Source organism: Pantoea sp. paga, from assembly GCF_007558755.1.
Taxonomy (GTDB): Bacteria; Pseudomonadota; Gammaproteobacteria; order Enterobacterales; family Enterobacteriaceae; genus Pantoea; species Pantoea agglomerans.
In genome coordinates, this window is the sequence record NZ_VLTF01000006.1 from 58,960 (window position 1) to 79,596 (window position 20,637).

The 20,637-nt window shown below is 56.4% G+C and carries 21 protein-coding genes; 13 read left to right on the forward strand and 8 right to left on the reverse strand.

From position 1 onward, the window contains the following. Positions 1–35 precede the first annotated feature (35 nt). The 6 genes from gluQRS to panD all read left to right on the forward strand — a co-directional run bounded on the left by gluQRS (position 36) and on the right by panD (position 5,077). Entirely contained in the window at positions 36–914 is an 879-nt protein-coding gene (gene gluQRS / locus FOV68_RS16295; protein WP_143991218.1) for a tRNA glutamyl-Q(34) synthetase GluQRS, read from the forward strand. A gap of 86 nt (positions 915–1,000) precedes the next feature. Beyond that, positions 1,001–2,419 (forward strand): polynucleotide adenylyltransferase PcnB, encoded by a 1,419-nt coding sequence (gene pcnB / locus FOV68_RS16300; protein WP_203583884.1) that lies wholly within the window; start codon positions 1,001–1,003, stop codon positions 2,417–2,419. Beyond that, positions 2,416–2,901: a 2-amino-4-hydroxy-6-hydroxymethyldihydropteridine diphosphokinase gene (gene folK / locus FOV68_RS16305; RefSeq protein WP_031591236.1), complete on the forward strand. Its 486-nt coding sequence runs from the start codon at positions 2,416–2,418 to the stop codon at positions 2,899–2,901. Before pcnB ends, folK begins: the two co-directional genes overlap by 4 nt. Before the next feature lie 83 nt (positions 2,902–2,984). Beyond that, positions 2,985–3,779, forward strand: coding sequence for a 3-methyl-2-oxobutanoate hydroxymethyltransferase (gene panB, locus FOV68_RS16310; RefSeq protein ID WP_010254026.1), 795 nt, complete (start codon positions 2,985–2,987; stop codon positions 3,777–3,779). 15 nt (positions 3,780–3,794) lie between these two features. Beyond that, a complete protein-coding gene (panC, locus tag FOV68_RS16315) occupies positions 3,795–4,649 on the forward strand; it encodes a pantoate--beta-alanine ligase (RefSeq protein ID WP_143991219.1) in 855 nt (284 codons plus the stop codon). 47 nt (positions 4,650–4,696) lie between these two features. Next, positions 4,697–5,077 (forward strand): aspartate 1-decarboxylase, encoded by a 381-nt coding sequence (gene panD / locus FOV68_RS16320; protein WP_010254022.1) that lies wholly within the window; start codon positions 4,697–4,699, stop codon positions 5,075–5,077. A 65-nt stretch (positions 5,078–5,142) separates the two neighbouring features. Here the strand turns inward: panD and FOV68_RS16325 are convergent, their stop codons facing one another. The 3 genes from FOV68_RS16325 to FOV68_RS16335 all read right to left on the reverse strand — a co-directional run bounded on the left by FOV68_RS16325 (position 5,143) and on the right by FOV68_RS16335 (position 8,277). Next, positions 5,143–6,156, reverse strand: a complete 1,014-nt coding sequence (locus tag FOV68_RS16325; protein WP_061901746.1) for an acyltransferase family protein — start codon at positions 6,154–6,156, stop codon at positions 5,143–5,145. A gap of 424 nt (positions 6,157–6,580) precedes the next feature. After that, the gene (locus FOV68_RS16330) at positions 6,581–7,351 is read right to left on the reverse strand and encodes an ABC transporter permease (RefSeq protein ID WP_010254018.1); all 771 of its coding nucleotides are present in this window, start codon (positions 7,349–7,351) and stop codon (positions 6,581–6,583) included. Next, a complete protein-coding gene (locus FOV68_RS16335; RefSeq protein WP_010254017.1) occupies positions 7,348–8,277 on the reverse strand; it encodes an ABC transporter ATP-binding protein in 930 nt (309 codons plus the stop codon). Before FOV68_RS16335 ends, FOV68_RS16330 begins: the two co-directional genes overlap by 4 nt. A 108-nt stretch (positions 8,278–8,385) precedes the next feature. Here FOV68_RS16335 and can point away from each other — a divergent pair, with 108 nt between their 5' ends. Next, on the forward strand, positions 8,386–9,042 hold the full coding sequence (can, locus tag FOV68_RS16340; protein WP_029519477.1) for a carbonate dehydratase: 657 nt from the start codon (positions 8,386–8,388) through the stop codon (positions 9,040–9,042). Between the two features lie 80 nt (positions 9,043–9,122). On the opposite strand, the gene hpt is transcribed toward can, so the two are convergent. After that, positions 9,123–9,659, reverse strand: coding sequence for a hypoxanthine phosphoribosyltransferase (gene hpt / locus FOV68_RS16345; RefSeq protein WP_010254010.1), 537 nt, complete (start codon positions 9,657–9,659; stop codon positions 9,123–9,125). Between the two features lie 235 nt (positions 9,660–9,894). Here hpt and FOV68_RS16350 point away from each other — a divergent pair, with 235 nt between their 5' ends. After that, the gene (locus FOV68_RS16350) at positions 9,895–11,178 is read left to right on the forward strand and encodes a cystathionine gamma-synthase family protein (RefSeq protein WP_143991220.1); all 1,284 of its coding nucleotides are present in this window, start codon (positions 9,895–9,897) and stop codon (positions 11,176–11,178) included. On the opposite strand, the gene cueO is transcribed toward FOV68_RS16350, so the two are convergent. Next, positions 11,179–12,765, reverse strand: coding sequence for a multicopper oxidase CueO (cueO, locus tag FOV68_RS16355; RefSeq protein ID WP_143991221.1), 1,587 nt, complete (start codon positions 12,763–12,765; stop codon positions 11,179–11,181). Between the two features lie 182 nt (positions 12,766–12,947). Here cueO and FOV68_RS16360 point away from each other — a divergent pair, with 182 nt between their 5' ends. The 3 genes from FOV68_RS16360 to speD all read left to right on the forward strand — a co-directional run bounded on the left by FOV68_RS16360 (position 12,948) and on the right by speD (position 15,099). After that, positions 12,948–13,295, forward strand: a complete 348-nt coding sequence (locus FOV68_RS16360) for a YacC family pilotin-like protein (protein ID WP_003854673.1) — start codon at positions 12,948–12,950, stop codon at positions 13,293–13,295. A gap of 102 nt (positions 13,296–13,397) precedes the next feature. Then, positions 13,398–14,261: a polyamine aminopropyltransferase gene (gene speE, locus FOV68_RS16365; protein ID WP_083070542.1), complete on the forward strand. Its 864-nt coding sequence runs from the start codon at positions 13,398–13,400 to the stop codon at positions 14,259–14,261. A 28-nt stretch (positions 14,262–14,289) separates the two neighbouring features. Further along, entirely contained in the window at positions 14,290–15,099 is an 810-nt protein-coding gene (speD, locus tag FOV68_RS16370; protein ID WP_010253978.1) for an adenosylmethionine decarboxylase, read from the forward strand. Between the two features lie 248 nt (positions 15,100–15,347). On the opposite strand, the gene FOV68_RS16375 is transcribed toward speD, so the two are convergent. Genes FOV68_RS16375 through FOV68_RS16385 form a run of 3 tightly spaced genes read right to left on the reverse strand, consistent with a single transcriptional unit; the run spans position 15,348 to position 18,351 of the window. Next, complete coding sequence (locus FOV68_RS16375) at positions 15,348–16,112, reverse strand: DeoR/GlpR family DNA-binding transcription regulator (protein WP_033756597.1); 765 nt, start codon at positions 16,110–16,112, stop codon at positions 15,348–15,350. A 6-nt stretch (positions 16,113–16,118) separates the two neighbouring features. Continuing rightward, positions 16,119–17,099, reverse strand: coding sequence for a D-threonate 4-phosphate dehydrogenase (locus FOV68_RS16380; RefSeq protein ID WP_022625433.1), 981 nt, complete (start codon positions 17,097–17,099; stop codon positions 16,119–16,121). Then, positions 17,092–18,351, reverse strand: coding sequence for a four-carbon acid sugar kinase family protein (locus FOV68_RS16385; RefSeq protein WP_143991222.1), 1,260 nt, complete (start codon positions 18,349–18,351; stop codon positions 17,092–17,094). Before FOV68_RS16385 ends, FOV68_RS16380 begins: the two co-directional genes overlap by 8 nt. Before the next feature lie 187 nt (positions 18,352–18,538). Between FOV68_RS16385 and FOV68_RS16390 the strand changes: the two genes are divergently transcribed. Continuing rightward, positions 18,539–19,687, forward strand: a complete 1,149-nt coding sequence (locus FOV68_RS16390; protein ID WP_115757992.1) for an iron-containing alcohol dehydrogenase — start codon at positions 18,539–18,541, stop codon at positions 19,685–19,687. An 11-nt stretch (positions 19,688–19,698) separates the two neighbouring features. Beyond that, positions 19,699–20,583, forward strand: a complete 885-nt coding sequence (locus tag FOV68_RS16395) for a dihydrodipicolinate synthase family protein (RefSeq protein WP_109652359.1) — start codon at positions 19,699–19,701, stop codon at positions 20,581–20,583. The last annotated feature ends 54 nt before the right edge of the window (positions 20,584–20,637 follow it).

A 20,637-nucleotide genomic window follows, 5' to 3' on the forward strand; every position in this document is an offset into this window, starting at 1 on the left:
CTGTTTTGTCCGCTGCGTGGTCACTTCTGAAACCTATGTCATCCTCCTGTATCGGTCGCTTCGCCCCTTCTCCCTCTGGTGAACTCCACTTCGGATCGCTGATTGCTGCCCTGGGCAGTTACCTGAGCGCTCGTGCGCAAAACGGCGTCTGGCGGGTGAGGATTGAAGATATCGATCCGCCACGGGAAGTGCCGGGTGCCGCCAGCCGTATCCTGCATCAGCTGGAGCACTACGGTTTAAAGTGGGATGGCGAGGTGCTGTGGCAGTCACAACGTCATAAGGCCTACCGTGACGCGCTGGCCTGGCTGCAGCAGCATCGTCAGAGCTATTACTGCACCTGCCCCCGGCGTCGCATTCAGCAGATTGGCGGTTTCTATGATGGTTACTGCCGTGAACGGCAACGCGGACCGGAGAATGCCGCGCTGCGTTTACGCCAGCATGCGCCGGTCTTTGCGTTTGACGATCGGCTGCGTGGCCGTGTGGAGGCGGACAGACGTCTGGCACAGGAAGATTTTATTATTCACCGCCGTGATGGCCTGTTTGCCTATAACCTGGCGGTCGTCGTCGATGATCATTTTCAGGGCATTACCGAAGTGGTTCGCGGCGCAGATTTGATTGAGCCGACGGTGCGACAGATTGCGCTTTACCAGCAATTTGGCTGGCCGGTGCCTGACTGGCTGCATCTGCCGCTGGCGCTTAACCACGATGGCCATAAGTTGTCGAAGCAGAATCATGCTCCTGCGCTGCCGGATGGCGATGCCAGACCCCTGTTGGTAGCGGCGTTACGCTTCCTCGGACAGCCGGTTTCAGGCGGCTGGCAGGACTTAACGCAGGACAAACTGCTGTCTGATGCGGTGTCGCAGTGGAATATCGCTTTGATGCCGCAAGAGAACGCCCTGAAACCGGATGCATAGACAACAGCATTCTCAAACGGTTCTCAACAGGCTATGATTAGCCGCTGATTTTACCTACACCCTAATTGCCACTGTCGAGGTGTCCCATTTTTACCCGAGTAGCTAATTTTTGCCGGAAAGTCCTGAAGCGTGATGAAGAGGAAGCCCCAGCAGAGGTTGAACCAGAGCGTCTGATGACCATCATTCCTCGTGAAAGCCATACCATCTCACGTAAAGACATCAGCGAAAATGCCCTCAAAGTGCTCTATCGCCTGAACAAAGCCGGTTATGAAGCCTATCTGGTAGGCGGTGGCGTGCGCGATTTGCTACTGGGGCAAAAACCCAAAGATTTCGACGTGACCACCAATGCCACGCCTGAGCAGATGCGTAAGCTGTTCCGCAACTGTCGCCTGGTTGGCCGTCGTTTCCGTCTGGCGCACGTGATGTTTGGCCCGGAAGTGATCGAAGTCGCCACCTTCCGTGGACATCATCAGGCGGAAGAGCCGGAAGAGGATCGCAACAGCTCGCAGCGCGCCCAGAGCGGCATGCTGCTGCGCGACAACATCTTCGGCTCTATCGAAGATGATGCCCAGCGACGCGATCTCACCATTAACAGCCTCTACTACAGCGTGGCTGATTTCAGCGTGCGTGACTATGTCGGCGGCATCAGCGATCTCGAACAGGGCATCATTCGCCTGATTGGCGATCCGGAAACCCGCTACCGCGAAGATCCGGTCCGCATGCTGCGCGTCGCACGTTTTGCCGCCAAACTCAATATGAGCATTGCGCCGGAAACCGCCGAGCCGATTCCACGTCTGGCCTCGCTGTTGCGTGATATTCCGCCTGCTCGCCTGTTTGAAGAGTCGCTGAAGATGTTGCAGGCTGGCTACGGCTACAGCACATATCTCAAGCTGTGTGAATATCAGCTGTTCCAGCCCCTGTTCCCGACGCTGGCGCGCAACTTCACAGAAAACAGCGACAGTCACATGGAGCGGATGCTGGCGCAGGTGCTGAAAAACACCGATAACCGCATTCACAACGACATGCGCGTTAACCCGGCGTTCCTGTTTGCCGCAATGTTCTGGTATCCGCAACTTGAAACGGCAGAACGCATTGCGCAGGAGAGTGGCCTGACCTACTTCGAAGCTTTTGCGATGGCGATGAACGATACGCTGGACGAAGCCTGCCGTGCGCTGGCGATTCCGAAACGTATTACGTCGCTAATTCGCGATATCTGGCTGCTGCAGTTACGCATGTCCCGCCGTCACGGTAAACGCGCCTGGAAACTGATGGAGCATCCGAAATTCCGCGCCGCTTACGATCTGCTGGCGCTGCGGGCGGAAGTGGAAAATAACCCGGAACTGCTGCGCCTGAGCCAGTGGTGGGGTGAATTCCAGGTGGCTGCGCCGCCGCATCAGAAAAACATGCTCAATAACCTGGGTGACGATCCGGTGCCGCGTAATAAATCGCGTCGTCCGCGCCGCCGCCCTTCCGCGCCGCGTCGTGACAACCAGAACGTCTCATGACACGGGTTTACCTCGCGTTAGGCAGTAACCTGGCCGATCCGCTGCATCAGGTTGATGCAGCGCTGACCGCACTGGATGCGTTGCCGCAGACGCAACGCATCGCTACCTCGCCGTTCTACCGCACGCCGCCATATGGCCCGCCCGATCAGCCCGATTTTCTCAATGCCGCCGTGGCGCTGGAGACCGATCTCAGTGCAGAAGCGCTGCTCGACCATACCCAGCGGATCGAGCGGGAGCATGGCCGGGTGCGCAAGGCAGAACGCTGGGGTCCGCGCACGCTGGATATCGATTTGATGCTGTTTGGCGAGACGCAAATCAACACGGAGCGGCTGATTGTGCCGCACTATGATCTGCTGAATCGCGCGTTTATGCTGGTGCCCCTGCTGGCGATTGCGCCAGACGCCCGCCTGCCCGACGGCCGCGCACTCAGTACAATCCTGGCAACCCTCGACAGCAGCAGCATCGTGCTGTGGCACGGCTGAGCAGACAAACGCACATCTCTGATTCCGCTCTTTCACGCTATCCAGTAAACTGCGCCCATCAGAATTCCTGAGTTGAGAGCGCCATGAAACCCACCACGATTTCACATCTGCGTCAGGCGAAAGCCAGCGGTAAAAAATTCGCGACCCTGACCGCCTACGATTTCAGTTTTGCCCGCTTGTTTGCCGATGAAGGTATTCAGGTGCTGCTGGTTGGTGATTCTTTAGGGATGACGGTGCAGGGGCATGATTCCACCCTGCCAGTCACGGTCAGCGACATCGCCTATCACACCGCCGCCGTGCGCCGTGGCGCACCTCAGGCACTGCTGCTCGCCGACCTGCCGTTTATGAGTTATGCCACGCCACAGCAGACCTTTGACAACGCCGCGCAGCTGATGCGTGCCGGTGCTAACATGGTGAAACTGGAAGGCGGGAGCTGGCTGGCTGAGACCGTGCAGATGCTGACCGAGCGGGCCGTTCCGGTGTGTGGTCATCTGGGCCTGACACCGCAGTCGGTCAATATCTTTGGCGGCTATAAAGTGCAGGGCCGGGATGAAGCCGGTGCAGAGCAGCTGCTGGCCGATGCGCTGGCGCTGGAAGCCGCTGGCGCGCAGCTGATGGTGCTGGAGTGCGTGCCGGTGTCGGTAGCGCAGCGGATTACCGACGCGCTCACCATCCCGGTGATCGGCATCGGTGCCGGCAATGTCACCGATGGTCAGATTCTGGTGATGCATGACGCGCTGGGCGTGACCGGCGGCCACATTCCCAAATTTGCCAAAAATTTCCTGGCGGAGACCGGCGATGTTCGCGCGGCGATTCGCCACTATATCGCCGAAGTCGAGGCCGGAACCTATCCGGCGGCAGAGCACAGTTTCCAGTAATCCAGGAGAGTCACCGTGTTGATCATTGAAACGCTGCTGATGCTGCGCCAGGAAGTCCGTCGCTGGCGTCTGCAGGGTAAACGCATTGCGCTGGTGCCGACCATGGGCAACCTGCATGAAGGCCATCTGACGCTGGTAGATGAAGCACGGGCGCGCGGCGACATCGTGATTGTCTCGATCTTTGTCAATCCGATGCAGTTCGATCGCGCCGATGATTTAGCGCGCTACCCGCGCACGCTGCAGGAAGATTGTGAAAAGCTGAATCGCCACCAGGTTGATGTCGTCTTCGCCCCCTCACCTGCTGAAGTCTATCCGCAGGGCGCGCAGAATCAGACCTTTGTTGAGGTGCCGGTGCTCTCTTCCCTGCTGGAAGGGGCCACCCGTCCAGGCCATTTTCGCGGTGTAGCCACTATCGTCAGCAAACTGTTTAATCTGGTACAGCCCGATATTGCCTGTTTCGGTGAAAAGGATTTTCAGCAGCTGGCTATCATTCGTAAGATGGTGGCCGATATGGGCTTCGACATTGAGATTGTTGGTGTGCCTACGGTGCGCGCTGAAGATGGTTTGGCGCTGAGTTCGCGCAACGGCTACCTGACGGCAGATGAGCGTAAGCTGGCACCGGCCCTGAGCCAGGTGATGCATCAGATGGCAACGCAGCTGGAGAATGGCGAGCGTCATATTGACGAGATCATTGAGGCAGCCGGTGAGGCACTGCTGGCGCAGGGATTGCGTCCTGATGGCCTGGCGATCTGTGATGCGGAAACGCTGCAACCGCTGACGGTGGACAGCCAGCGCGCGGTGGTATTGATGGCCGCCTGGCTGGGCAAGGCCCGCCTGATTGATAATCAAACCGTTGACCTGACGCAGTAATTCATCCCGCTGCAGGTTATTTTATTTCTCTGACAAGGTTTCTGGCTATGATTCGCACAGTTCTGCAAGGCAAATTGCACCGCGTGAAGGTGACGCAGGCGGACCTCAATTATGAAGGTTCCTGCGCTATCGATCAGGATTTCCTGGATGCTTCCGGCATTCTGCAATATGAAGCGATCGATATTTATAACGTCACCAACGGTCAGCGCTTTTCCACTTACGCTATCGCGGCTGAGCGTGGCTCGAAAATTATCTCGGTCAACGGTGCGGCCGCCCGCTGCGCCTGCGAAGGCGATATTTTAATTATCTGCTCCTATGTGCAGGTAGACGATGCCGAAGCGCGTCAGTGGCAGCCTAAGGTCGCCTATTTTGAAGGTGACAACCAGATGAAGCGTCTGGCGAAAGCGCTGCCGGTGCAGATCGCCTGATTAAAACCTGATTAAAAAAGGGCCGCCGGTAAAACGGGCGGCCCTTTTCATTTCTGCTGCAGTAATTAAACCGGTTTGGTTGTCATCGGCTTCGATGACTTTTTCATCGTAAAGAGGAAATTAAACCAGCCGCGTTTTCTCATCAGACATAATGTCCACGGTAACGCCAGCGCCACCAGAAACGCCGAAATAAACTTCAGGTCATTTACCCAGGCTGACGGGCTTTCAAACTTCACAATCTTACTGAAGAACTGAATCGCCAGATAATGCGACAGGTAGAAGACGATAGAATTGACGCCTATGTAGTAGACCAGTTCAGACTTCAGTTTCAGCGCAATCCAGACAAAGAACGGAACCGATAATAGTGCCAGCGGTGACAATAACGCCTGGGAATGACGATCCAGTACAAAGATATTCAGGCAGGAGAGCAGCACAAAACTAATTACTGAGATAAACAGCGTCGGGCCATGCTGCACTTTCTCCGCGATATCCACCTGCTTCCTCACGACGTAATCGCCGAGATAGAAGAATACAAACAGATAAAGCGATTTATTGATGTGGGTATTGTCGAAGCTGGCAAACACGCCATCCGCCTCAATCGCCGGCAGCGCCCAACTCAGCGTCATACAGATGGCAAACACCAGCAGGAACGGCAAGTGACGGGCAAAGATAATCACAATAAAGAAGATAAACAGCGAATGCAGGAACCAGGTCATATCACCGCCACCGGTCAGGTGGGAGAGAATAATATTCATCGGTGATTGCGGCGTATTAGCCATCGAGCTGAACAGGATTTTCAACCCGCCGTAGACGGCAACCCAGACCACAAATGGATAGAGAATACTGCGCACCTTGTTATTAAAAAAAGGACCCAGGCCTTTTCTTAACCCGGCATCGACAAATAAACCTGAAACAAAGAACATCAGCCCCAGCCTTACCGGTGCCAGCATCTCATTTAACAGGCCGCTGAAGGCGGTAAAATGTCCGGCGTTATTATGTACGGCAATAGTGCTGTGCAAAAAAATGATTGCGAGAATACTCAATCCCCGCAGATTATCGATCCACGTTATACGATTCATCTTTTCCTGCCTTTGATTAAAAACTGGCCCTGATTCGGTTGCCATTTTTCTTATTAAGAAGACTCTTAGCCTACTCATTCGTCCCTGAGCAGAGGAATAACCTTATTCCGGCGCTATTCTGATAATTCATAATCAAATAAACAACAGCCAGACTTTAAGGCTATTCTTAAAAAATATTTAATAGTTAAGAATCATTCAGATAGCGAAAGATGTCAGAGTATTATCAGATAATACTTAGGGTTATTTTTTGTGAGTAAGGATGTAAGCGAGGCGTCGGGCGGCTTCAGAGGCAAAATATAACGAATGAGGCGGGTTTTAAGGTGATTTTTAAGGCCAGGCAGAACCGTAGTCAGCGTGATTTGCACTCCACCCAAAAAAAAGCCACGCCCTTATCGCAGCGTGGCCCTTACCATTCAGCTTAACGTCAGGTGCGTAATCCGCGTCCGCGCTGTATCAGCGCATAGACCAGCCAGTAGAACACCAGAATAAAGGCCACGAGCACCGAGAGGGTAAACACCAGCGGCACATCATTAATGCCGAGGAAGCCATAACGGAATCCGCTAATCATATAAACGATTGGATTGAGTTTAGAAACAGCCTGCCAGATCGGCGGCAACAGACTCAGCGAATAGAATACGCCGCCCAGATAAGTCAGTGGCGTCAGCACAAAGGTCGGTATCAGGCTGATATCGTCAAACGTGCGCGCGAAGACAGCGTTCAGCAGACCTGCCAGTGAAAACAGAATCGCGGTCAGCAGCAGCGTGACCGCCACCATTGTCCAGGAATGCACGTGGAACGGCACAAAGAACAGCGAAATGGCCGTCACCAGAATACCCACGCAGACACCACGCGCCACGCCGCCGCCAACATAGCCGGCAATAATGATGTGGGTCGGCACCGGCGCGACCAGCAGCTCTTCAATGTTGCGCTGGAACTTGGCGCTGAAGAACGACGACGCCACGTTGGCATAGGCGTTAGTGATGACCGCCATCATGATCAATCCCGGCACGATGAACTGCATATAGCTGAAGCCGTGCATCTCACCGATGCGCGACCCGATCAGGTTGCCAAAAATGATGAAATAGAGCGTCATGGTGATGACCGGCGGTACCAGCGTCTGGATCCAGATGCGGGCGAAACGGTTAACCTCTTTGGCCCAGATGCTCTTCAGCGCCACCCAGTAGAGATGTGTCATGCTTTTGCTCCTGTTTTTCCCTGCGTCGTCAGACCCACAAACAGCTCTTCAAGACGGTTGGCTTTATTGCGCATACTCAGCACCTGCACACCCTGCGCGCTAAGCTGGCTGAAGACGCTGTTGAGCCCCTGCTCACGCAGCACTTCCACTTCGAGCGTTGAGGTATCGGTCAGCCGGTACTGGAACCCTTCCAGCGTGGGCAGCGGACTGCGTGGTGCCAGATCCAGGATAAAGGTTTCTGATTTGAGCTTGGAGAGCAGCCCTTTCATCGAGGTGTTCTCCACCAGCTCACCGCTCTGGATGATGCCGATGTTGCGGCACAGCATCTCCGCCTCTTCCAGATAGTGGGTAGTGAGAATAATTGTCGTGCCTTTGGCATTGAGATCTTTCAGGAACACCCACATCGAGCGTCGCAGTTCGATATCCACGCCAGCAGTGGGCTCATCCAGAATCAGCAGCTTAGGCTCATGCATCAGCGCACGGGCGATCATCAGGCGACGCTTCATCCCGCCGGAAAGCATGCGCGCACGTTCAGCGCGTTTTCCCCACAGATCGAGCTGCTTCAGATACTTTTCTGCCCGCTCATTGGCTTCACGACGCTCAACGCCGTAGTAACCCGCCTGATTAACGACGATTTGCATCACCGTCTCAAACGGGTTGAAGTTAAACTCCTGCGGCACCAGGCCGAGCTGGCGCTTGGCATTCACCACATCTTTTTCGAGATCGTAGCCAAACACCCGCACGCTGCCCTCGGATTTGTTAACCAGCGAACTGATAATTCCGATGGTGGTCGATTTACCGGCACCGTTTGGCCCCAGCAGCGCATAAAAGTCACCCGCTTCAACGTTAAGATCGATGCCCTTCAGCGCCTGCACGCCGCCGGGATAGGTCTTGGTCAGCCGGGAAAGTTCCAGTGCATAAGTCATTCTGCATCCATACCCTGTTTTGATGGCATTGCAATGCCGTTTAAATTTATCAGGCCCTGTCATATAGTACGCGCGCGCACTCTGCGCAGTAACCGGTCGCTCAACACCATGACAGACATCAACACCCTGATCAGAAACAACCGCGAATGGTCAAAATTACTGGTTGAAGAAGATCCCAGCTTTTTTGAGCGGCTCGCCCAGGCACAAAAACCGCGCTTCCTGTGGATTGGCTGTTCTGACAGCCGTGTTCCTGCCGAACGTCTGACCGGACTGGAACCCGGCGAACTCTTTGTTCACCGCAACGTGGCCAATCTGGTTATCCACACCGACCTGAACTGTCTGTCCGTGGTGCAGTACGCTATCGAAGTGCTGGAAGTGGAACACGTTATCGTCTGCGGCCATTACGGCTGCGGCGGCGTGCAGGCGGCGATGGATAACCCGGAGCTGGGATTAATCGACAACTGGCTGCTGCACATCCGCGACCTCTGGTACAAGCATAGCGTGTTGCTGGGGGAACTCCCGCCGGATAAGCGCCTGGACAAACTGTGCGAAATCAACGTTATTGAACAAGTCTACAACCTGGGGCACTCGACCGTACTGCAATCTGCCTGGAAACGCGGTAAGGATGTCTCCCTGCACGGCTGGGTATACGGCATTCAGGACGGCTGTCTGCGTAACCTTGATGTGACAGCAAACAGCCGGGAGATCCTCGAACAGCGCTACCGCCACGGCATTGCTAATCTGCGGAAGAACGGCGAGGCCTGAGCCTGTCGCAGCGTAAAGCGCGGCATAGCCTACACCAGGCAACCGGTGCAGGCCTTGGAAGAATGTGCGGTAGAGCGGTATCAGGATTCCAGCGGCACCACTTTGCCGATATAAGGCAGATGGCGATAGTGCTGAGCATAGTCGATACCAAAGCCCACCACGAACTCATCCGGAATCGCAAAGCCGACATATTCGACGTTCACTTCGACTTCACGGCGCTCTGGCTTATCGAGCAGGGTACAGATCGCCAGGGATTTTGGCTGACGCAGCTGCAGAATCTCACGCACTTTGCTCAGGGTGTTACCGGAGTCGATGATATCTTCGACAATCAGCACATCCTTGCCACGGATGTCTTCATCCAGATCTTTCAGGATTTTCACATCACGCGTGCTGGACATACCGCTGCCGTAACTGGAAGCCGTCATAAAGTCGACTTCATGCGGCACATCGATGGCGCGACAGAGATCAGCCATAAACATAAAGGAGCCGCGCAGCAGCCCCACCAGCACCATATCGCTGCCGCTGTCGCGGTAGTGGTCGTTAATCTCTTTGCCCAGTTCAGCGATGCGCGTGGCGATTGCCTGTTCAGGGATCATCACTTCAACAGTGTGTTTCATTGCGTTCAGCCCGGTTACGTCAGAAAAGCCCCGGAGTCTATCACAGACGCAGCAGCGACGGCTGTGCGGCACCATAAGCAAACGATTACGTCGCGAAAATTATTACCCGCCGCCTGCGGCTCGCTGAAATGCGCATTACCTTAGAACATTCTGGCATTTACCAGCATGATTCGCTACATGGTAGCCTTTATCCAACAGATCGTTACCCTACTCGCGCCGCTGGCCGGAGATCACAATGACTTCATCTTCAAGCAAAAAAACGCATATCGGCGACAGGCCGCTGCACCCTGAAACCCAGATGCTGAACTATGGCTATGATCCCCGCCTCTCTGAGGGTGCGGTGAAGCCGCCGGTCTTTCTGACATCAACCTTTGTCTTTGACAGCGCCGAAGAGGGACGGGATTTCTTTGATTACGTCTCTGGCCGACGTGAGCCGCCGGAAGGCAAATCGGGTGGGCTGGTCTATTCCCGCTTTAACCACCCTAACAGCGAAATTGTGGAAGATCGGCTGGCGGTCTATGAGCAGGCGGAGAGCTGTTCGCTCTTCTCTTCCGGCATGGCCGCCATCTCCACTGCCCTGCTGACGTTTGCCCGTCCGGGTGAGGTGATCCTGCATTCCCAGCCGCTGTATGGCGGCACCGAAACCCTGCTTAGCAAGACGCTGCACAATCTGGACATCAAAGCGGTGGGTTTCAGCGACGGCAATGATGAAGTCAGAGTGCGTGAAGCCGCTCAGCAGGCGATGGCCCAGGGCAGGGTAGCGGTGATCCTGATTGAAACGCCAGCGAATCCTACCAACAGCCTGGTTAATATCCGTCTGATGGCGCGTATCGCTGATGAGATTGACCAGCAGCAGGGGTCACGACCGATTATCGCCTGTGACAACACGCTGCTCGGCCCGCTGTTCCAGCAGCCGCTGACGCTGGGCGCTGACCTGTCGCTCTACTCGCTGACCAAGTATGTTGGCGGTCACTCTGACCTGATTGCAGGCGCGGCGATGGGCAGTAAAGCGCTGATGGCGAAAGTGCGCGCCCTGCGCAGCGCAATCGGCACGCAGCTGGATCCGCACTCAAGCTGGATGCTCAGCCGCTCGCTGGAAACGCTGTCGCTACGCATGGAGAAAGCCTGGCAGAATGCGGAAGCGGTCGCGGCGTTTCTGCGCGATCACCCGAAAGTGGCGAAGCTGCACTGGCTGCCCTATCTGGATGCGGAGAGCGCCGAAGGGAAAACTTATCGCGAGCAGTGCAGCGGTGCCGGTTCGACCTTCTCATTTGATATCGTCGGCGATCAGCCCGCTGCGTTCCGTTTTCTTAATGCGCTGTCGCTGTTTAAGCAGGCGGTAAGCCTGGGCGGAACCGAGTCGCTGGCCAGCCATCCTGGCAGCACCACCCACTCCGGCGTGCCGCAGGCGGTGCGTCAGCGTATTGGGATCACTGACGCCACGGTGCGGCTGTCGATTGGCATCGAAAACGCCGGCGACCTGATCGAAGATGTGAAGCTGGCGCTGGATCAGGCGTAATCAGCTGACGGTAAAGCCCAGCATCATGCCGGTGTCTTCATGCTCCAGCAGATGGCAGTGGGCCATGTAAGCGTGTTCTGCGGCGGCGACATAGTTGAAGCGTACCAGCACTTCGCTGCGCCAGCCGTCGACATTCACCATATCTTTCCAGCCCTGCCGGTGCGGGGCTGGCGGTTTGCCGTTTTCTGAAAGAATACGGAACTGGGTACCGTGAATGTGGAACGGGTGCAGCATCGCGTCACCCTCACCTGAAATCGTCCACTTCTCGTAATCACCCAGCTTCACCGCAAACGACGGCTTCGTCATATCAAAGGCCTGGCCATTAATCTTATTGCCGTTGCGGAAATCGTAACCGGCGGGCGGCGTATTGCCGTGCATACTGTGATCCATATTTTCCATTGGTGGCATCGGCTCGGCAGCCGTTTTTTCCGGCATCGTGTGATGACCGCCCTTGCCCATCGCTTTCTCGCCGTAGCGCTGCATCAGCGCCTGCATGCCCTGCTGGTCCAGCTGCGGGTCCATCATCAGCTGCAGCCAGCGTGTCGTCAGGCCGTCGGTTGAGGGCAGCGCTGGCAGCGTCGCCAGCTGATCCGGCAGCGTGGCGCTGGCCATCACCCGCAGCGGCAGGATCTGCACCAGGGGCAGCGGCTGGTCAAACGGCGGCAGCGTCATGCCCATCTGCTCTGTCGGCAGCGTCACCAGATCGAAGCTGTTACCGTCAGAAGTATCGATCATCACCTCAAAACGCTCGCCCGGCAGGATTGGCAGCGAGTCGAGCTTTACCGGCTCGGCCAGCAGGCCACCATCGCTGGCGATCACGTAGAGAGGACGTTTATCACTGGCGGCAACATGCAGCGAACGGGCATTGCAGCCGTTGAGCAGACGCAGACGCAGCCAGCCGCGCGGCACCGCATGCTGCGGATAGTGCACGCCGTTGGTCAGCATCATGTCGCCAAACCAGCCCACCGCGGCGCGCATCACGTCGAGCTGATAATCAATGCGGCTGCCATCTTTGGTCAGTTGCTTATCCTGAAAAATCAGCGGCACATCATCCACACCCCACTGCGAGGGCAATCGCAGCGTTCCGCTCTCTTTATCTTCCAGCAGGATCAGTCCCGCCAACCCCTGAGCCACCTGATGCCCGGTCTTGCCATGCAGATGCGGGTGATACCAGCAGGTCGCGGCGGGTTGATCGGGCGTAAAAGAGACCTGACGCGAGCCGCCAGGCGCAATCACCGCCTGCGGGCCGCCATCCACTGCACCAGGGATTTCCAGCCCGTGCCAGTGCAGGGTGGTCGCTTCGCTGAGCCGGTTATGAATGTTCACCGTCACCGGTTTGCCACTCTGCATTTTCAGCACCGGCCCCAGCAGGCTGCCGTTATAGCCCCAGGTCGGCACCGCTTTGCCGTTCCACTGGGTGGTACCCTGCATCGCGGTGAGGCTGTAGCTGCCCCTGGCATCGGGTTCCAGCAGAGACGGAATCGGCAGCAGCGGACGGGTGGCTGCCATCAGCGAACGGCTCCAGAGCGGCAATGCTCCGGCTGCACTCAGTGCGGCAGTAAGTTTCAGGAAATGGCGACGTTGCATGGTGATCATCCTTGTGGCATCAGAGCGCACAGCCTAAACCCTGACCTTATGGGAAGGTCAAGTCCTGACCGTGCGAATCTGACGAAAAAAAGGCGGTGCAGTAGCCCACAGCGGCAAATTAATCGAAAACCTGAGAGCAACTGTGCTAACGTCATTAACAATATCCATTGAAGAGAACGACTATGAAGCAAAGTATCAGGATCCTGCTGCTGACGGGACTCCTTGGCTTCTCCTCCACCAGTTTTGCCCTGAGCGAATCCGAAGCGGAAGATCTGGCCGATCTCACGGCGGTTTTCGTCTATCTGAAAAATGATTGTGGCTATCAGGATTTACCGGACGCGCAGATTCGCAAAGCGCTGGTCTTTTTTGCTCAGCAGAACCGCTGGGATTTAAGCAACTACAGCAACTACAACATGAAAGCGCTGGGTGAAGATAGCTATCGCGATCTCAGCGGCATCGCCATCACCAACGACAAAAAGTGCAAGTCACTGGCCCGCGATTCGCTGAGCCTGCTGGCCTACGTCAGGTAACGATTCTTTCCTCTGCAGCCGGACATTGACCGTGCAACCACGGTCAGTGTTAGCTATCATATGCCGCCCATCTTCATGGCGATGTCATCAGAGGAGAGCACCATGGCCCACAATGAAACGTGGTATGAAACCCTTCATGCCGGTTTTGGCCAGTATTTCACGGTTGATAAAGAGCTGTACCGTGAGAAGACTGCGCATCAGGATTTAATCATTTTCGAAAATGCCGCGATGGGCCGCGTAATGGCGCTGGACGGCGTCGTTCAGACCACCGAACGCGACGAATTTATCTACCATGAAATGATGACCCACGTTCCGCTGCTGGCGCACGGCGCGGCGAAGAGCGTTCTGATCATTGGCGGCGGTGACGGCGCCATGCTGCGTGAAGTGTCACGTCATCCCGGGATCGAAAAGATTACCATGGTGGAGATCGATGCGGGCGTGGTGACCTTTTGCCGCCAGTATCTGCCGAACCACAGCGCGGGTGCCTATGACGATCCGCGCTTTACGCTGGTAATTGATGACGGGGTGAACTTCGTTAATCAGACGCAGGAAAAGTTTGATGTCATTATCTCCGACTGCACCGATCCGATTGGTCCGGGCGAGAGTCTGTTTACCTCGGAATTTTATGCCGGATGCAAAGCGGCCCTTAATGAAAATGGCATCTTTGTGGCGCAAAATGGCGTCTGTTTCCTGCAGCAGGAGGAGGCCGTTAACAGCCATCGCAAACTGGGACATTACTTTGCGGACGTCAGTTTCTATCAGGCGGCGATTCCGACCTACTACGGCGGCATTATGACCTTTGCCTGGGCGAGTGATAATCCGGCGCTGCGCCAGCTCGACACCGCGACCTTAAAGGCGCGTTTCGAGGCCGCTGGCCTGACCTGCCGTTATTACACGCCAGCAATCCATACCGGCAGCTTTGCCCTGCCGCAATATCTGTTGAATGCGTTATCTGCCGCGTGCTGATAGTGCATTTCTAAGGGGGTGAACGAAATTGCAAAAGCTAAAACTACATGGCTTCAACAACCTGACGAAAAGCCTGAGTTTTTGTATTTACGATATTTGCTATGCGAATACTGAAGCTGAACGCGATGGTTACATCGCCTACATTGACGAACAATATAACGCTAACCGTCTGACGGAAATCCTGACCGAGACCTGCTCCATTATCGGGGCTAACGTGCTCAACATTGCGCGCCAGGATTATGAGCCGCAGGGGGCCAGCGTCACGATTCTGGTCAGCGAAGAGCCGATCGATCCGAAAGATATCGATAACTCAGAGCACCCCGGTCCGCTGCCCAACTCGGTGGTGGCTCATCTCGATAAAAGTCATATCTGCGTGCACACCTATCCGGAGAGCCATCCGGCAGGCGGTCTGTGCACCTTCCGTGCAGACATTGAAGTCTCAACCTGTGGCGTCATTTCGCCCCTGAAAGCGCTGAACTATCTGATCCACCAGCTGGAGTCCGATATTGTCACCGTCGATTACCGGGTGCGCGGTTTTACCCGTGACGTGAAAGGGATGAAGCACTTCATCGATCACGAGATCAATTCGATTCAGAACTTCATGTCTGAAGATATGAAAGCGATGTATGACATGGTGGATGTGAATGTCTATCAGGAAAACATCTTCCATACCAAGATGTTGCTGAAAGAGTTCGACCTTAAACACTACCTGTTTAACACCCGCCCGGAAGATCTCACTCCGCAGGAGCACAAGCGCATTACCGATCTGCTCTGGAAAGAGATGCGTGAGATCTACTACGGCAGAAATATCCCCTCAGTGGGCCTGAAGACCCTCTGATTATCAGGCGCGCAGCGTTATAGCCCATAACCTGCGCGTCTCCTTCCCTCTTGTTCCCCCTGCTTTTTCATCACGGCAACCGCCGGACTGAGGTTTGAGCGGGTTTCGATGGACGCCCCCGCGATTACGTGCGAAGAGAATGATACCTACGCGCGAAAAGGGCACGCGTTAACGGCGAGAGTTAAAGATAAACGCGCGGTGCTGTTCTCGTCCTGCTGATCAGGTCAGAGCAACACGGCGCGTTCTGTTCAGGCGGAGGTCAGTGCCAGCGTAATCCCGCGCTCGCGCAGCGTGCGGCAGACAGCCTCATCTAACCGGCTGTCGGTCACCACATCGGTCAGGTCGTCCACCGGAGAAGCGCAGAATAGCGACCAGGAGCCATATTTACTGCTGTCCGCCAGCAAGACCCGACGAGCCGCATTGGCCAGAAGATCGTGTTTCAGCCCCGCTTTCTCCTCCGTCGGCGTGGTAATGCCGCGCTCAAGGCTCCAGGAGTTACAGCTGACAAAGGCGATATCGGGATTGATGCTGCGCAGCAGCCGCCGTCCATGTTCGCCCACACAGGACTGACTGGAGTCGTCGATACGTCCGCCGATAATCGTCACTTCGATCTGCTTAAACTCAGACAAAAACAGTGCAATGTGCAGATCGGCAGTGATGACCCGCAGCGGCAGATGCGTGAGCTGCCGCGCCAGCTCCAGCATGGTAGTGCCCGCATCCAGCACGACCGCATCACCCGCCCGGACAAAGCTGGCGGCACATTCTGCAATCGCCTGCTTCTCGGCCAGGTTACGCTGCATCTTCTCCAGCGTGGTCGGCTGGGCAGGAATAAAACGATTCAGGGTAACGCCGCCATGACTGCGGCTGATCACGCCCTCTTTATCCAGCTTAATCAAATCACGGCGAATCGTGGCGGGTGAGGCGGAAATCGCACTAACCAGTTGCTCAACAGTCACCAGATTATGGCTTTTCAGGTAATCCATAATCTGGTCAAGACGGCTCTGTCCCTTCATATATCCCTATGCGAGCTGCATCGCGAGTTTAATAGAGATCGCCATGCTGTCAGACTTCGCTTTACCTGTCCAGGCGATATCAAATGCGGTGCCATGGTCAGCAGAGGTGCGGATAAACGGCAGGCCTGCGGTGATGTTGACGCCATCATAAAAGCCCAGCAGTTTAAGCGGAATATGCCCCTGATCGTGGTACATCGCGACCACCATGTCATACCGTCCATCCTGGCACTGCAGGAACACCGTGTCCGGCGGACAAGGCCCGTAGACATCAATCCCCTGCGCTTTCATCGCCTCAATAGCGGGTGCCACGGTGGTGATCTCCTCATCGCCAAACAGGCCGTTCTCACCAGCGTGCGGATTAACGCCCGCCACGGCGATACGCGGGGCGCTATAACCGACACGACGCAGGAAAGTGTCCGCCATACCAATCACGGTTTTGATGCGCGTCTGGTTCAGCGTATCGAGGAACTTACGCAGCGCAATGTGGGTCGTGACATGAATCACTTTCAGCTTATCGGTGTAGAGGACCATGGCGTAATCTTTGGTCCCGGTAAGATGCGCCAGCAGTTCAGTGTGACCAGGATAGAGATGGCCCGCCGCATGCAGCGCCTCTTTGTTCAGCGGCGCGGTGGCAATGGCATGCACGTCGCCCGCCAGTGCCAGCTCTGTAGCACGCTTCACGCAACGCCATGCCAGATCTCCCGCCTCTTTCTGCACCACGCCAGGTTTCAGCGCGTCGGGATCGGCCAGGGGCTCATCGATTACGTTGATGATGCCGGGTGCAAACCGCGCATCCTGCACCCGGTCCAGCACCCGCAGCTCGGCCTGTGGCGTAATGTTCATCGCCATAATGCGGCGCAGCGTACTGGCACAGCCTATCACCACCGCAGGAATGCCATTCAGCTCACCTTCAGAGAGTGACTTAATGATGATTTCCGGGCTGATGCCCGCCGGATCGCCCATGGTGATCGCAATAATTTTACTCACTCGACTTCTCCTCAATAAAACCAATGGCTGCTACCAGGGTATTTTCATCACCAAAGCCACCCGCTTTGGTCATTACCGGCAGAGTAAATTCACTGTTAAGCAGAACCCCGTGCGGCACACAGCCCGCCACCAGACCCTGAATTTTAAAGCCGCTGGCCCCCAGTGCCTGGGCAACGGCAATCGCCACGTCGCCTCCCGACAGATAGAGCGCATGCGGCAGCTGTGTCCGGCACAGGCTGTGGGTTATTTCGCCCAGCAACTGACTGATCGCTTCACCCAGCTGCTGGCGGGTCACGCTGTGCTGCTGGCTGAGATGCCCGATGTCGTGACGCTGGGATTCATGCTGGCAGGTGCGGATCACCGTATGGCGACCGGCACGCAGTGCGGTTTCAGCCTGTTGGATCCAGCGATCCCGGTCGGGCCAGGCGGGCTGCTGAAACAGCTGACGGATATCGACATCCACTATCTCAACTGCCCGCTGTTTAAGCAGCGTGGCGATCTGCTGCTGCGCGCTGCTGCTCATCGATCCCACTACTGCCAGCACGGGCCGCGACGGGCGAACAGAGAGCGCTGCGCCCAGCGCATCGCTTAATCCGGCGGCTCCCACCAGCAGCGGCTTCTCTGCCAGCCGCGCCGCAGCGGTTATCAGTCGCGCCAGATCGGCTTCATTTTCGGCATCCACCACCACGACGCCGTGCGCCGCCGCTAACACCGCATCAAGCCGATCGCTGCGCAGCGTCGGGAGATCGATCTCCGTGCCGTCGATCTGCATCTGATCGAGTACGCGGGGGCTGAGGATCGGGGTTTTCGGATCGCTGGCAAATTCGGTGTCTGTCAGTAAGCGCTGATTGACCCACACTTTACCCTCGCGTGTGGTGCGGCCCAGTCGTGGCACGGCTGGCGCAACCAGCGCCAGCCTTTTGCCGCTGGCGTGCAGCGCAGCCGCGGTTTCAGCACCGACGTTGCCGCGCAGCGTGGAGTCGATCTTTTTAAACAGCCAGCCCTGCTGAAGCTGTGCGGCGAAGTGCTGCACCACCTGAGCGACGCGCTCTGCGGCCTGGCTGGCGCTGACTGCCCGACTGTCGGTGCTGATGACCAGCACATCCGCAGCGTCCTCTGGCAACGGTGCCTTAGTGCCAAACAGCACATGTACGCGGGCGCCAGCCTGTGCCAGTCCGCTACCCGCATCGTTGGCACCGGTAAAGTCATCGGCGATGACCAGCACCGGGGTTTTCCATAATGATGAGCCCATCCTCACTCCTGTCAGGCGATTGCCGCTGCATTTGATTATATTCAATCATGATTGATTATATGTGAGCAAGTTCAAATTAATCGAAATCGATATGCCTTATAAAATTAGCCACAGAGAGTGACTGACTTCGCATTGCACTGAGCAAGATTAATCATCTGCTCAGACAGGACAGAAATAAGGGTATGAAATGAACATTAACAGCACGGTGATTAGCGGTTATCAGGCGTTAAACGACATGCGCTATCTGCTGAAGGGGATATCGACAGCAGTCGTGGTCACTGACCGGAACATTGAGGCGATTCCGGCAGTGCAGGCGCTGATGGGTCAACTTCGGGATCAGGTTCCGGGTATCAGCGTGGTCAACAGCGTCCCGCCTGAACCAAGCCAGCATGATGTGGCAGCGATTATCGCGACGCTCTCCCGGCCCCAGGTCGATATAGTGATTGGCATCGGCGGCGGCAGCGTGCTGGATGTGGCGAAGCTGCTCTCAGTGCTGTGCATCGACGCCGCGCCTTCGCTGGACGCCCTGCTGGCAGGCGAAAAACCGCAGCGTCGTACCCGTTCAATACTGATCCCTACCACCGCAGGCACGGGTTCTGAAGCGACGCCCAATGCGATCCTGGCGATCCCGGAGAAAGAGACCAAAGTCGGCATTATTTCACCGGTGATGCTACCCGATGTGGTGGCCCTGGTGCCGGAACTGACCACCAGCATGCCGGCTCACATCGCCTCTTCAACCGGTATTGATGCCCTCTGCCATCTGATTGAGTGCTTTACCGCCAATGTCGCCAACCCGGTCAGCGACAACTATGCGCTGACTGGGATGAAGAAACTGTTCGCTAATCTCGAAACCACCCTGCGCGAGCCAGAAAATTTGCAGGCACGCCTGGAGATGCTCTGGGCCTCTTATTATGGCGGTGCATCGATTGCCCATGCCGGGACACATCTGGTGCATGCCCTCTCTTACCCGCTCGGCGGCAGATATCATCTGCCACACGGCGTCGCCAACGCCATCCTGCTGGCTCCCTGCATGCGCTTTGTCCGTCCGGCGGCGGTGAGCAAATTCGCTCAGGCCTATGATCTGCTGCCCGACGCCGACGTCCGTTTAAGCGATGAAGAGAAATCACACGCGCTGGTCGACTACTTCACCGCGCTGGTAGCGCGGCTGCAGCTGCCTGCCAGCCTGGAAGCCCTGGGCATCAGCCCGGATCACCTGCCCTGGTTAGTGGAAGCCGCGCTCGACGTCCAGCGTCTGATGAACAACGTGCCGATGGCGGTCACCGCCGACGATGTGCGCGCCGTCTACCTGACGCTTTTCCCTTCCTGCCAGGCGTAATGAGGATTGTCATGAATAAGAAAATAAACGGTGTACTGACCGCCATCGTCACCACTTTTGACCGGGAAGGTGCCTTTGATCCGGAGAGGCAACGCGAACAGGTCAGACGCCAGATCAACGCCGGTAACGGCATCTTCTGCGGCGGTACCAACGGCGAATTCTTTGTGCTGAACGAGCAGGAGAAGATCGCGGTTACCACCACCTGCGTCGATGAAGTTAACGGCCGGATGCCGGTGGTGGCGCACATCGGAGAGATTTCGACCCGTGAAACTATCCGGCTCGGCAAACAGATTGCCAATCTTGGCGTAGATGCTGTCTCCGCGATCACGCCGTGGTTTGTTCCGCTTAAACAGCAGGAGCTGATCGACCACTATCAGCGCGTGGCTGACGCGCTTACGGTGCCGCTATTCCTCTATAACATCCCGGCGCGTACTGGCAATACCTTGCAGCCAGAGACCGTTCGTACGCTGGCCGCGCACCCGAACATCATCGGCATTAAAGATTCAGCAGGCAGCTATGAAAGTCTGAGCGGCTTTCTGCAGGCCACCGCCGACTGTCAGGACTTTGATGTGCTGAACGGCCCGGACTCGCTGATCCACCAGGGTTTCGTGGATGGCTGCTCCGCCTCAATTTCCGGGCTGGCAAACGTGGCGCCAGAGGCGATTAACGCCATCTGGGCGCGCTTCCATGCGGGCGATATTACCGGTTCGCATCAGGCACAGGAGAACGTCACCGGCCTGCGCACCGCGCTTTACAGCATCGGTTTCTCACCGGCCGCCGTGAAAAAAGCGGTCAGCCTGCAGGGCTTTGAGGTGGGTGAAAGCCGCTATGCGGTGCAGTTCAGCGCCGAAGAGCAGCAGCAGATCCGTCAAATCGTGAACCACTACCTGCAATAACGTCCATCACCTTTGCACCCTACCGGTCAGATGAGAACGAACCTGATGGTCGCC